The organism is Flintibacter sp. SJQ-8 (genome assembly GCF_054108085.1).
Window position 1 is genome coordinate 55,171 of sequence record NZ_JBPJWR010000004.1, and the last position, 13,092, is coordinate 68,262.

Consider the following 13,092-nt stretch of genomic DNA (forward strand, 5'->3'; position numbering starts at 1 on the left):
TTTTATGTATTACACCCAAGAACAGATAGACCACGCCAACCAAGCCGACATTGTTTCTTTCCTGCAATCACAGGGCGAGCAGCTTACCCGCGCCGGACAGGAATACCGCTGGAAGCGGCACGACAGCTTGACCGTCCGGGGAAACAAATGGTACAGGCACAGCCAGAGCAAGGGCGGCGCACCCGTTGATTTTGTCATGGAGTTTTTCGGAAAGAGCTTTACCGAAGCCGTTGAAATGCTGACGGGAGAAAAAGGCGCAGCACCGCCGCCGGACAGACCAAGCCCCGCGCCCATTTCTGACTTCCGGCTGCCGCCCCGGAGCAGCGACAACCGCATAGCGAGGAACTACCTCACAGCAGCCCGCCGCATTGATGAAGATGTGACGGGCTTTTTCTTTGCCACCGGGGATATTTACGAGGAAGCCGCCCACCACAACGCCGTATTCGTAGGGCGGGACGAGGACGGAGTACCACGCTACGCCCACCAGCGCGGCACAGCCGGGAGCTTCCGGCTTGATGTGAAAGACAGCGACAAAGCCTTTAACTTCTGCTACCGGGGCGAGGGCGAAAGATTGTTTGTTTTTGAAGCCCCCATTGACCTGTTATCTTTCCTCTGTCTGTTCAAAAAGGAATGGCAGAAACAAAGCTACCTTGCACTGGGCGGCGTGGGAGAAAAAGCCCTGCTGCGTTTCCTCTCTGACCGTCCGAACATCAAGACCGTTTACCTCTGCCTTGACAGCGACCAAGCCGGAAGCGACGCTTGCAGCCGCCTTGCGGAGTTTGTGCCGGAGGGCTTGACCGTTCACCGCCTTGTGCCGCTTTACAAGGACTGGAACGAGGTATTGCAGCACCGGGCAGAAATCGCGGACGGGAAGTATATCCGGGAAGCGATTTACGGCTTGAAAGAGCCGCCGCAGGAAGAAACCGTTGAGATTATCCGCATGAGCGAGGTTGACACACAGACCGTTGAATGGCTATGGGAGCCGTATATTCCCTTTGGGAAAGTAACCATTGTGCAGGGCAATCCCGGCGAGGGCAAGACCACTTTTGCCCTACGCCTTGCCGCCGCCTGCACCACCGGGGGAACGCTGCCGGGAATGAAGCCCTTGCCGCCATTCCAAGTAATTTACCAGACCGCCGAGGACGGGCTGGGCGATACCGTCAAGCCACGCTTGATAGAAGCCGAAGCCGACCTTGACCGCGTTCTCGTGATTGATGAAGCCAAGCGGGAGCTTACCCTCTCCGATGAGCGCATAGAAAAGGCAATCACGCAGAACGGGGCGCGGCTGATTATCCTTGACCCCATACAGGCGTACATGGGCGAAAAGACCGACATGAACCGGGCAAACGAAGTGCGCCCCATGTTCCGCCGCCTTGCCGATGTTGCCGAACGTACCGGGTGTGCCGTTATCCTTATCGGACATTTGAACAAAGCAGCCGGAGGACAGAGCGCGTACCGGGGATTAGGTTCTATCGACTTCCGAGCCGCCGCCCGGAGCGTGCTTTTAATCGGGCGCGTGAAGCGTGAGCCGAATGTGCGCGTTATCGTCCATGACAAATCTTCCCTTGCGCCGGAGGGCAAGCCCGTTGCCTTTTGCCTTGACCCGGAAACAGGCTTTGAGTGGATAGGCGAATACGACATCACCGCCGATGAGCTGCTGTCCGGCGCGGGCGGCAACAACGCCACCAAAGCCGAACAGGCTGAAAGGCTGATACTTGACCTGTTGGCAGACGGGAAAGAGCTTGCCAGTGAGGACATTGTAAAAGCCGCAGCCGAAGCCGGAATATCCGAAAGGACGGTACAGAACGCCAAGCGCAACATGGGCGGCATTTTAGGCGCAAGGCGTGTCGGCGGTCAATGGTACAACTTCATCAAGAAGAAGCAGCCACCCGAACCCGCAAGCTGAAAGTGCAAAACGCAGACCCTTTGCACTTTGCACTTTCGCACTTTCACGATAATTTGCGTCAATAACTCAAAAAAGCACTTGACAAAACGCTTCATGGGGCGGTCCGAAGGATATCGAACCGTTCATGGATCCGGTCTTTGCAAATAATGTGATCCTCACAAAGACAGAGCGGCTGATGATGAGCAACCGTCCGAAGAATCCGGCCAACGCCAGAAACAAGAATGTTCTGATCGTCGGCGGCTCCGGTTCCGGTAAGACACGGTTCTGGATTAAGCCAAATCTACTCCAGCTTCATAGTTCCTATGTGCTCACTGACCCGAAAGGTACGACCCTGCTCGAGGTTGGCCATGCATTTGTGCATGCAAATTACCGAATCAAGATTTTCAACACGATCAATTTCCACAAGTCCATGCACTTTAACCCGTTTGCCTATCTGCACAGCGAAAAGGATATCCTGAAGCTGACAACGACGCTCATGGCAAACACCAAGGGTGACGGCAAGGGCGGAGATCCGTTCTGGGACAAGGCAGAGACCCTTCTCTACTGTGCGCTCATCGGCTATATCCATTATGAGGCACCTAAGGAGGAACAGAATTTTGCCACGCTCATCGAATTCATCAATGCAATGGAAGTCCGCGAGGACGATGAGGATTTCCAGAACCCGGTGGATCTGATGTTTGAGGATCTGAAGAAGAAAAAACCGAACCACTTTGCAGTCCGGCAATATGCCAAATTCAAGCTGGCGGCGGGCAAAACACTAAAAAGTATTCTAGTGTCTGCCGGTGCCCGTCTTGCCCCGTTTGACATTCAGGAGGTCCGGGAGATCACCATGTATGATGAACTGGAGTTGGACACGTTGGGAGATGAAAAAACCGCCCTGTTTCTGATGATGTCCGATACAGACGGCAGCTTCAATTTCCTAATCAGCATGATCTACACGCAGCTGTTCAACCTGCTGTGTGAAAAAGCGGATGATGTTTACGGCGGCAGACTTCCGGTCCATGTACGGTGCCTGATCGATGAGGCAGCGAACATCGGTCAGATCCCGAATCTGGAGAAGCTGGTTGCCACCATCCGTTCCCGTGAGATCAGCGCCTGTCTGGTGCTGCAGGCCCGGTCTCAGCTGAAGGCTATTTACAAGGACAATGCCGATACCATCATCGGCAACATGGACTGCCAGGTATTCTTAGGCGGCTCCGAACCGACCACACTGAAAGAGCTTTCCGAAGCGCTCGGCAAGGAAACGATCGATACCTTCAATACCTCAGATACCCGAGGCAATAGTCCGAGCTACGGGACCAACTATCAGAAGCTGGGCAAGGAGCTCATGAGCCGGGATGAGCTGGCCGTGATGGATGGCAGCAAGTGCATCCTGCAGCTACGCGGCGTGCGTCCGTTCCTGTCCGATAAGTATGATCTGACGCAGCACCCAAACTATAAATATACGGCAGATTTCGACAAGAAACTCACCTTTGACATTGAGCAGTTCCTGGATACCAGGGCAAAGCTTCATCCGAAGGATGAGTTTTTTGTTATATCTGAGGAATAGGAGGTAAGCCAATATGGCAGATGAGAGACCGTGGATGTCCATGGATGTGCCTGACTTCGTAAGAGAAGCCGAGGAAGCGATGGCACGTGGCGAAACCCTGGGCGGCAGCTACACGGAAATGACGATCAAGTTCGGCAAGGGTCTTGTGGGAGATCCGTTTACTTCCAGGAACGGCAAAGAACTGGTAGAAGTCAGTATTCCGAATCCGGATAAGGCGGATACCCGTCCTTGGGAGACCTTTGTGATCTCCCCGAAGATCATCCATGAAAACAAGTTCGGCAAGGGTGTCTGGATGAAACTCCCTGAGGACGGAACGACCCGCCTTTCCCGTTCTGTAAAGAATGGAATCGACGATGCCGGTCAGCCGATCTGGGGACGAGAGACCAGAGAAGTGACCAATTCGGAGCTGAAGGCTCTGATGGAATCCTACAAGGATAGGGCCAGAGGTTCTGTTCTCTCGGACCTATCTGACCGGAAGGAAGAAACTGCGGCAGCGAAGCCTTCCGGGAAAGCCTTCAGGCATCAGGATGCTGCCAGATAAAACTCCAAAAGCATGCAGGCAGTGAATGCTGCCTGTTTACATAGCCGGGACGGATGAAAAATCTGCCCCGGCTATTTTTTATATTCTTTGCAGGTGCACATGCAAAGAGCAAAAAAGACAAGCTCATTTTCAGCCCGAATGGGCGCAAAAAACAAGGAGGTACACATTTATGGCATTTTTCAACAGCGCAGTCACCGTACTGCAGACCCTCGTCGTAGCTCTCGGTGCCGGTCTCGGCATCTGGGGAGCCATCAACCTGCTGGAGGGCTACGGCAACGACAACCCCGGTGCCAATGCTCATGTACGGTAAGGAAGCAAGCAACCGAAAACAAGAGATAGACCGCCAGCACTACACTATTCCGAACCAAAGACCAAAAGATAAGCATTGTGGGAAAATCTAAACTTTTGGATTTTCCTACAATGCCAACTACGGCGGAATCCCTCCCACTCCTTATATCTTTCTGTATACATTGAATTTGTATTTAGTAAAATGCAGACAACACCACGGATCGGCTTTTGGTTGGACAATTCCAACCAAACACCACAGCAGACAGCAGAAAACATTCTGAACGCTAGGAAGCCGGTATGATTGTTACATATAAGGGGAAGAAAAATTTCTTTTAGGTACTTGCTTTCCTAAAACTGATGTGATACAATGATTTAATCCAGAAAAGGAGTAAAAAATATGCGGCAAGGTATTCTTAAATAAAACTATAATCAAATAGTGGGAACAAAGGATTATGATAGCTCCTTTTGTAGGGGCTTAGTTTTTTGTACCCAATTTAAGAATACTTTTGCCTTATCAATTTTGACATATCCCCAAAAACAGCAATCACAAACAGGTGTATGCTGTATATGTGTATGTCCGCAACTTATAATCCCCAGTGGTAAAAGTATTTTACTGCTGGGGATTTTTATGCCCTTTGGGGCTGTAAAGGGAGGACAATCACATGAAAATAATCAATATTGGAATTCTTGCCCATGTAGACGCTGGAAAGACGACCTTGACGGAGAGCCTGCTATATGCCAGCGGAGCCATTTCAGAACCGGGGAGCGTCGAAAAAGGGACAACGAGGACGGACACCATGTTTTTGGAGCGGCAGCGTGGGATTACCATTCAAGCGGCAGTCACTTCCTTCCAGTGGCACAGATGTAAAGTTAACATTGTGGATACGCCCGGCCACATGGATTTTTTGGCGGAGGTGTACCGCTCTTTGGCTGTTTTAGATGGGGCCATCTTGGTGATCTCCGCTAAAGATGGCGTGCAGGCCCAGACCCGTATTCTGTTCCATGCCCTGCGGAAAATGAACATTCCCACCGTTATCTTTATCAACAAGATCGACCAGGCTGGCGTTGATTTGCAGAGCGTGGTTCAGTCTGTTCGGGATAAGCTCTCCGCCGATATTATCATCAAGCAGACGGTGTCGCTGTCCCCGGAAATAGTCCTGGAGGAAAATACCGACATAGAAGCATGGGATGCGGTCATCGAAAATAACGATGAATTATTGGAAAAGTATATCGCAGGAGAACCAATCAGCCGGGAAAAACTTGCGCGGGAGGAACAGCAGCGGGTTCAAGACGCCTCCCTGTTCCCAGTCTATCATGGCAGCGCCAAAAATGGCCTTGGCATTCAACCGTTGATGGATGCGGTGACAGGGCTGTTCCAACCGATTGGGGAACAGGGGGGCGCCGCCCTATGCGGCAGCGTTTTCAAGGTTGAGTACACCGATTGCGGCCAGCGGCGTGTCTATCTACGGTTATACAGCGGAACGCTGCGCCTGCGGGATACGGTGGCCCTGGCCGGGAGAGAAAAGCTGAAAATCACAGAGATGCGTATTCCATCCAAAGGGGAAATTGTTCGGACAGACACCGCTTATCAGGGTGAAATTGTTATCCTTCCCAGCGACAGCGTGAGGTTAAACGATGTATTAGGGGACCAAACCCGGCTCCCTCGTAAAAGGTGGCGCGAGGACCCCCTCCCCATGCTGCGGACGACGATTGCGCCGAAAACGGCAGCGCAAAGAGAACGGCTGCTGGACGCTCTTACGCAACTTGCGGATACTGACCCGCTTTTGCGTTGCGAAGTGGATTCCATCACCCATGAGATCATTCTTTCTTTTTTGGGCCGGGTGCAGTTGGAGGTTGTTTCCGCTTTGCTGTCGGAAAAATACAAGCTTGAAACAGTGGTAAAGGAACCCTCCGTCATTTATATGGAGCGGCCGCTCAAAGCAGCCAGCCACACCATCCATATCGAGGTGCCGCCCAACCCGTTTTGGGCATCCATAGGACTGTCTGTTACACCACTCTCGCTTGGCTCCGGTGTACAATACGAGAGCCGGGTTTCGCTGGGATACTTGAACCAGAGTTTTCAAAACGCTGTCAGGGATGGTATCCGTTACGGGCTGGAGCAGGGCTTGTTCGGCTGGAACGTAACGGACTGTAAGATTTGCTTTGAATACGGGCTTTATTACAGTCCGGTCAGCACGCCGGCGGACTTCCGCTCATTGGCCCCGATTGTATTGGAACAGGCATTGAAGGAATCGGGGACGCAGCTGCTGGAACCTTATCTCTCCTTCATCCTCTATGCGCCCCAGGAATACCTTTCCAGGGCTTATCATGATGCACCGAAATACTGTGCCACCATCGAAACGGCCCAGGTAAAAAAGGATGAAGTTGTCTTTACTGGCGAGATTCCCGCCCGCTGTATACAGGCATACCGTACTGATCTGGCCTTTTACACCAACGGGCGGAGCGTATGCCTTACAGAGCTGAAAGGATATCAGGCCGCTGTCGGTCAGCCGGTCATCCAGCCCCGCCGTCCAAACAGCCGCCTGGACAAGGTGCGCCATATGTTTCAGAAGGTAATGTAAAGATACATAATCGTCAAGACGGCAACAATCAGAAGTTATGGAGGGTAACAATGGAATATAGTAAGGAAGATTTAATGGAAGCAAAAAAGCAAATTTGGGGAGTGGGAGAGAACATGGGAACAGAGGAAAGTAAAAAAATCTGGGAGGAGAACGCACAATTTTGGGATAATGCAATGGGTGACGAATCTAATGAATTTCACAGAGAGGTAGTGCGTCCCAAAGTAACGGAACTTCTATCTCCTAATCCTGCGGATTACATTTTGGATATTGCGTGTGGCAATGGAAATTATTCTTCGTATCTTGCACAAAGAGGCGCTTCGGTTGTCGCTTTTGATTACAGCAAAAAAATGATAGAATTGGCTAAAAGACGGCAATCACAATATGCAAAACAAATTGAATTTTGTGTGGCGGATGCGACCGATAGAAAAAGTATATTAGAATTAAAAAGAAATCGAGCCTTTACGAAAGCAGTTTCTAATATGGCAATTATGGATATTACGGATATTGAACCACTTCTTATGGCTGTTTATGAACTGTTGCAGGAAAGCGGAATTTTTGTCTTTGCAACGCAACACCCTTGTTTTATCACGTTGACTGAAAAATATATGACACCGCACAGTTACTATGGTATAGCGATTGAAGGGCAACCGGAGGAGCAGATTTATTATCATCGTTCCATACAAGATATTTTTAACCTTTGTTTTAGAGCTGGATTTGTCATTGATGGATTTTATGAAGAATGTTTCAAAAACAACAAAGAAATTCCTATGGTAATGATAGTAAGGCTTAAAAAGGTAAAACGTGATAGCTTAAAATAAATTCAAGTTTGCCGGATAAATAGCAAACCTGGCCGAGCCAGTCAACGGTCAAGATGAACGGGCTTCGCCCGCCGTTGACAGCCCCGCCCGGTTTTGCAGTTAGGCAGTCAAGGAGCGACAGCCTAAAGTGCTGCCGCCCCTTACTATCATAAAAAGCAACTACTAACCAGCCACAGCCCTTTTGGGAGGAAAGGGGGATTTTCCATGACCGACTAGATAGCCTATCAAGAATATATCCAGCGCAGGTACAACGCCTTTTGCAAGACTGTTATCCGCTGTGCCGCCTTGGACAAGATTTTGAAGCTTAAACGGCAATGGGAACGGCAAGTTTCCCTTGACTATCTGATGAACGAGAAGTTTGTCCAGTTTGCCGCGTCGGAGCCGGACGAGGAATACCCATTTACCGTCTGCGGTCAGACCGTCCTGCTCTGCAACGCCGCCCTTGCCGACGCGATCTCTGTTTTGCCGGAGCAGACGCGGGAAGAAATCCTGCGCTATTACTTTCTGCGCCAGCCGCAGCGCGTGATCGGCGCGTGTATTGGCCGGTCACGCAGCACAGCGGGGCGGCATATCCAGCTTGCCTTGCAGCGGCTACGCGAAGAAATGGGGGTGAGCCGGTATGAGTAGACTTCTCCCCTATGAAACAATCCTCAAAGCCCGTGAGGGCGACCCAGAAGCCGTGAACGCTGTCCTGCTCCACTACGCCGGATATATCCGCTATTTCTCAAAAGTGAACGGGCAGGTCAACGCCGAGGTGGAGGACTATGTAAAGCAGCGGTTAATTGACTGTCAATTCAAGTTCCGGCTTGACGAACCACCGGACAAGTCATAAAAACTGAATACCAGCCGCCACCGACGCGGCCAGCGAAAGCAGTAAGTCTTGAAAAAGATTTACTGCTTTTTTTGTTGTCCGGCTCCGCTCCCGGCCATTTTGCCCCCTGCCGGTTGTAGTAGTAAGCGAGGAGGGAATTTTTCTGCCCTGGTGTTTGGCATTTGGAGCATTTACCCGTAGTAGAGGGCAAAGAGAAAGGATTTCTCCAACACCGGGTAGAAACCACTGCGTCCGGTGTCATTTTAGCGAAAGCGGGCAGGAATGCCCTTTACAGGATTAGTAGTAGCAGAAAAAGAGAAACAAACTTTTGTGGTTGCAGTTTTCCAAAAAAGTGGCGGACGGAAGTGAGAGAAAGTTTGCAGTCACGGAGAGCAAGTTTCTACCACGGTGCCAAAATCCGCAATTCTGCAGTTTTGCCCCTCGCGGGGAACTTGTTGGGGAGTGCCTTCCCCAAACCCTGCTCATGCGCCCTTACGGGCGAGAAAGGAGGTCACACCATGCGAAAGAAATACAACACGCCCCACCGCAGCCGCGTTGTGAAAACCCGGCTGTCCGAAGATGAGTATGCCGACTTCACAGCGCGGCTTGCGCCCTATGGTATCAGCCAGTCCGAATTTCTCCGGCAGGCGATACGGCGGGCGACCATACGCCCGGTTGTCCATGTGTCGTCGGTCAATGACGAGTTGCTTTCCGCTGTCGGGAAGCTGACAGCCGAGTACGGCAGGATCGGCGGCAACCTCAATCAGATTGCCCGGTATCTGAACGAATACGGCGTACCCTACAACACCCTTTCCGGCGAGGTACGCGCCGCCATATCCGACCTTGCCGTCCTCAAGTATGAAGTCCTCAAGAAAGTAGGTGACGCGGTTGGCAACACTCAAGCATATCAACTCTAAAAACGCCGACTACGGAGCCGCCGAGCAATATCTTCTCTTTGAGCATGACGAGTTTACCATGAAGCCCGTCCTTGATGAAACCGGCAGGCTTATCCCCCGCGAGGACTACCGGCTGTCCACGCTGAACTGCGACGGGGAGGATTTTGCCGTTGCGTGTATGCGGGCCAATCTCCGCTATCAGAAAAACCAGCGGCGGGAAGATGTGAAAAGCCACCACTACATCATCAGCTTTGACCCGCGGGACGGGCCGGACAACGGCCTGACCGTAGACCGGGCGCAGGCGTTGGGGGAACAATTCTGTAAAGAGCATTTTCCCGGCCACCAGGCCCTTGTCTGCACCCACCCGGACGGGCATAACCACAGCGGCAACATTCATGTGCATATCGTCATAAACAGCCTGCGGATTGAGGAAGTGCCGTTCCTGCCCTACATGGACAGGCCGGCCGATACGAAAGTCGGCTGCAAGCACCGATGTACCGACGCTGCCCTGCGCTACTTCAAATCCGAAGTCATGGAGATGTGCCACCGGGAGGGGCTTTATCAAATCGACCTCTTGAACGGCAGCAAGAACCGCGTCACCGACCGGGAGTATTGGGCGCAGAAAAAGGGACAGGCCGCGCTGGACAAGCAGAACGCCCCCATGATTGCCGATAGTATCACGCCCCGGCAGACCAAGTTTGAAACGAACAAGGAGAAGCTGCGGCAGACCCTACGGAAAGCCCTTGCCACCGCCGCCAGCTTTGACGAGTTTTCCTCTCTGTTGCTGCAGGAGGGTGTGACCGTCAAGGAGAGCCGGGGGCGGCTTTCCTACCTCACGCCGGACAGGACAAAGCCAATTACCGCCCGGAAGCTGGGCGACGATTTTGACCGCGCCGCTGTCTTTGCCGTTTTAGAGCAAAACGCCGCCAGAGCAGCCGAAGCGCCAGCCAGATCCCCCGATCCCCCACGCACCATAAAAGACCGCTTGCAGGTTGCCAGAGCCGAGATAGCCGCCCCGAAACAGGACGGAGTGCAGCGGCTTGTGGACATTGAGCAGAAAATGGCCGAGGGCAAAGGCCGGGGCTATGAACGCTGGGCGAAGATACACAATCTGAAGCAGGCCGCCAAAACGCTGTCCGTCTACCAGCAATACGGCTTTACTTCCCCGGAGCAGTTAGAAGCCGCCGTTGACACCGCCTATCAGAAAATGCGCCAGACCAGCGGCGAACTGAAAGCACTGGAAACGAAGCTGCAAGGGAAAAAGAAGTTGCAGCGGCAGGTGTTGGCCTACGCCCAGACCAAGGCCGCCCGCGACGGGCTGCGGGCACAGAAATCCGAGAAAGCCCGCGCCGCATACCGGCAGGCCCATGAGAGCGATTTTATCATAGCCGACGCAGCAGCCCGGTATTTCAAGGCGCATGGCATTACCAAGCTGCCCGCCCGGAAAGCGTTGCAGGCCGAGATCGAGCAGCTTATCTCCGAGAAAGACGGCCTGTATAACACCTATCACGAACAGAAACAGCGGTTCAAGGAGTTGCAGACCGTCAAGCGGAACATCGACCAGATTTTGCGCCGGGACGAGCCGCACCGCAGAAAGGAGCAGAGCCATGAGCGATAACCTGCCCCACATGGACTACCGCCAGCACCGGCGGGCGCGGCGGCTGGTACATGAGTGCTGTAACTACGATGAGGGGAACTGCCTGCTATTGGACGACGGGGAGCCTTGCGTGTGCGTCCAGAGCATTTCCTTTTCCCTCATGTGCCACTGGTTCCGTGTGGCTGTCCTGCCCCTTGACGGGGAGCTGGCCGCAGCCCTCTTGTGCCGGGGAAGCCGGAAACGGTGTGCCGTCTGCGGGGCGGCCTTTGTCCCCAAATCCAACCGGGGAAAATACTGCCCCGACTGCGCCGGGCGCATGAAGAAAATCAAAGCCGCCGAGAGAAAGCGGAAACAAAGGCAGAGATGTCACGCTTTAGAGCCTTTCAAACCCGCATAAATCAAGGCTTTTTTCGTGGGTGTCAAAGGGTACGCGATACATTTATCCTTTTCCCCCGGAAACGGCGTTTTAATGCGTGACAATACGCCAAAATCAACCCGAACACAGGGAGGTGATCCTATCGCTGATTATATCAGGGCAGACACGCGGCTGCCCGCCTATCTGCCGTATCCCCGTTTCCTGCTGAAAATGGAGATTTCACAGACCGCCAAGCTGCTGTATTCGCTGCTGTTAGACCGTTCCACCCTCTCCCAGAAAAACAAGTGGCTGGACGACGAGGGCAGGATTTATATTATCTATCCCATCGCGGAGATAGCAGAAATACTGGATAAAGGCAGCACCACCATCAAGGGGGCGCTTAATGAACTGGACACGGCGGGGCTGTTGGAACGGGAACGGGGCGGCTTCTCCGCACCGAACCGGCTTTATGTCAAAGTACCGCCAGTGCCACAGGTACAGTTTTCAGACCAACTGATGGCCGGAAGTCCGCCCCTCATAGAGCCGGAAAACCGTCCTACTGATGGTCAGAAAACCGACCTTATGATGGTCGGAAAACCGTCCCCTAACCAAACTACTATAAACAACCTTACAGAGAGCCAAACAAAGGGAGTGAGTGGGGGGCCGTCCGCGCCCTATGGCCGATATGGAAATATTTTTCTGTCACAGACCGAATACGACGAGTTGCAGGCAGAGTACCCTGACAGGCTGGAACGGTTCATCGAGGAAATGAGCCGCTACCTTGCCGCCAACGGGAAAAGCTACCAGAACTATGCCGCCGCCCTGCGGATATGGGCGGGGAACGACAAAAAGGAAGCCCCTAAAAAGGGCATACCAGACTACTCATGCAAGGAGGGCGAGAGTTTATGAAGAATGAAATCAACGCGGTTTTGGAGAATATGACGACCACCATCCCGGAGCCGGAGGACTACACCGGCGAGGACGGTTTACTGTACTGCGGCAAGTGCCGCAAGCCGAAAGAAGCCTATTTTGCGCCGGATAAGGCCGCTATCTTCGGGCGCGACCGCCACCCGGCAGAGTGCGACTGCCAGAGAACCGCCCGCGAGGAACGGGAAGCCGCCGAAAAGCGGCGCAGACACCTTGACACCGTGGAAGAACTGAAACGCCGGGGCTTTACCGACCCCACCATGCGGGACTGGACTTTCGAGAACGACAACGGCAGGAACCCGCAGACCGGGCTTGCCCGCCGGTATGTGGAGCATTGGGAAGATATGCGGACAGACAATATCGGCTGCCTGTTCTGGGGCGGCGTAGGCACCGGCAAAAGCTACCTTGCAGGCTGTATCGCAAACGCCCTCATGGAGAAAGAAATCCCCGTCCGCATGACGAACTTTGCTCTTATCCTCAATGACCTTGCCGCCAGCTTTGAGGGGCGCAACGAGTACATTTCCCGCCTTTGTCGTTATCCGCTGCTGATCCTTGACGACTTCGGCATGGAACGCGGGACGGAATACGGGCTGGAACAGGTGTTCAATGTGATTGACAGCCGTTACCGCAGCGGCAAGCCGCTGATCGTCACGACCAACCTTACGCTGGACGACCTGCACAACCCGGAGGACACCGCCCATTCCCGGATTTATGACCGCCTGCTTTCCATGTGCGTCCCGGTACGCTTTACCGGCGACAACTTCCGGCAGGAAACCGCCAAGCGGAAAATGGAGAGCATGAAGAAACTGATTACCGACTGAA

Annotated in this window: 11 protein-coding genes and 2 pseudogenes; all 13 read left to right on the top strand. The window is 53.0% G+C overall.

All coding sequences use genetic code 11. From position 1 onward, the window contains the following. Nucleotides 1–4: 4 nt before the first annotated feature. The 13 genes and pseudogenes from ACSAMP_RS01260 (at nt 5) to ACSAMP_RS01320 (ending at nt 13,091) form a co-directional block, all read left to right on the top strand. Nucleotides 5–1,906 carry an AAA family ATPase gene (locus ACSAMP_RS01260; RefSeq protein ID WP_457799238.1) on the top strand — a complete coding sequence of 634 codons (1,902 nt, stop codon included), beginning with the start codon at nt 5–7 and terminating at the stop codon, nt 1,904–1,906. An 85-nt stretch (nt 1,907–1,991) separates the two neighbouring features. Beyond that, nucleotides 1,992–3,455 (top strand): annotated as a pseudogene (locus ACSAMP_RS01265) (VirD4-like conjugal transfer protein, CD1115 family); the annotation flags it as partial. 13 nt (nt 3,456–3,468) lie between these two features. Continuing rightward, entirely contained in the window at nt 3,469–3,996 is a 528-nt protein-coding gene (locus ACSAMP_RS01270) for a hypothetical protein (protein ID WP_457799239.1), read from the top strand. Nucleotides 3,997–4,165: 169 nt separating this feature from the next. Then, nucleotides 4,166–4,294: pseudogene (locus ACSAMP_RS01275) on the top strand (Maff2 family mobile element protein); the annotation flags it as partial. 652 nt (nt 4,295–4,946) lie between these two features. Continuing rightward, entirely contained in the window at nt 4,947–6,866 is a 1,920-nt protein-coding gene (gene tet(W), locus ACSAMP_RS01280; protein ID WP_002586627.1) for a tetracycline resistance ribosomal protection protein Tet(W), read from the top strand. Between the two features lie 50 nt (nt 6,867–6,916). Further along, nucleotides 6,917–7,684, top strand: a complete 768-nt coding sequence (locus ACSAMP_RS01285; RefSeq protein ID WP_102732903.1) for a class I SAM-dependent methyltransferase — start codon at nt 6,917–6,919, stop codon at nt 7,682–7,684. 297 nt (nt 7,685–7,981) lie between these two features. Next, nucleotides 7,982–8,311 (top strand): sigma factor-like helix-turn-helix DNA-binding protein, encoded by a 330-nt coding sequence (locus ACSAMP_RS01290; protein ID WP_457799240.1) that lies wholly within the window; start codon nt 7,982–7,984, stop codon nt 8,309–8,311. Then, nucleotides 8,304–8,516: a helix-turn-helix domain-containing protein gene (locus ACSAMP_RS01295; protein ID WP_002586615.1), complete on the top strand. Its 213-nt coding sequence runs from the start codon at nt 8,304–8,306 to the stop codon at nt 8,514–8,516. The genes ACSAMP_RS01290 and ACSAMP_RS01295 overlap by 8 nt, the downstream gene beginning before the upstream one ends. A 497-nt stretch (nt 8,517–9,013) precedes the next feature. Further along, complete coding sequence (locus ACSAMP_RS01300) at nt 9,014–9,412, top strand: plasmid mobilization protein (protein ID WP_002596229.1); 399 nt, start codon at nt 9,014–9,016, stop codon at nt 9,410–9,412. Next, complete coding sequence (locus tag ACSAMP_RS01305) at nt 9,384–11,009, top strand: relaxase/mobilization nuclease domain-containing protein (RefSeq protein ID WP_002596230.1); 1,626 nt, start codon at nt 9,384–9,386, stop codon at nt 11,007–11,009. The genes ACSAMP_RS01300 and ACSAMP_RS01305 overlap by 29 nt, the downstream gene beginning before the upstream one ends. Further along, nucleotides 10,999–11,385 (top strand): cysteine-rich VLP domain-containing protein, encoded by a 387-nt coding sequence (locus tag ACSAMP_RS01310; protein WP_002596231.1) that lies wholly within the window; start codon nt 10,999–11,001, stop codon nt 11,383–11,385. Before ACSAMP_RS01305 ends, ACSAMP_RS01310 begins: the two co-directional genes overlap by 11 nt. Nucleotides 11,386–11,400: 15 nt before the next feature. Further along, nucleotides 11,401–12,252 (top strand): replication initiator protein A, encoded by an 852-nt coding sequence (locus ACSAMP_RS01315; protein ID WP_002596232.1) that lies wholly within the window; start codon nt 11,401–11,403, stop codon nt 12,250–12,252. Continuing rightward, on the top strand, nt 12,249–13,091 hold the full coding sequence (locus ACSAMP_RS01320) for an ATP-binding protein (RefSeq protein WP_002596233.1): 843 nt from the start codon (nt 12,249–12,251) through the stop codon (nt 13,089–13,091). The genes ACSAMP_RS01315 and ACSAMP_RS01320 overlap by 4 nt, the downstream gene beginning before the upstream one ends. The last annotated feature ends 1 nt before the right edge of the window (nt 13,092 follow it).

Excerpts from the sequence above, each read along its gene's own strand:
- ACSAMP_RS01310 (WP_002596231.1), top strand. The coding sequence starts at position 10,999 with ATGAGCGATAACCTGCCCCACATGGACTACCGCCAGCACCGGCGGGCG.
- ACSAMP_RS01300 (WP_002596229.1), top strand. The coding sequence starts at position 9,014 with ATGCGAAAGAAATACAACACGCCCCACCGCAGCCGCGTTGTGAAAACC.
- ACSAMP_RS01260 (WP_457799238.1), top strand. The coding sequence starts at position 5 with ATGTATTACACCCAAGAACAGATAGACCACGCCAACCAAGCCGACATT.
- ACSAMP_RS01285 (WP_102732903.1), top strand. The coding sequence starts at position 6,917 with ATGGAATATAGTAAGGAAGATTTAATGGAAGCAAAAAAGCAAATTTGG.
- ACSAMP_RS01320 (WP_002596233.1), top strand. The coding sequence starts at position 12,249 with ATGAAGAATGAAATCAACGCGGTTTTGGAGAATATGACGACCACCATC.
- ACSAMP_RS01270 (WP_457799239.1), top strand. The coding sequence starts at position 3,469 with ATGGCAGATGAGAGACCGTGGATGTCCATGGATGTGCCTGACTTCGTA.
- ACSAMP_RS01295 (WP_002586615.1), top strand. The coding sequence starts at position 8,304 with ATGAGTAGACTTCTCCCCTATGAAACAATCCTCAAAGCCCGTGAGGGC.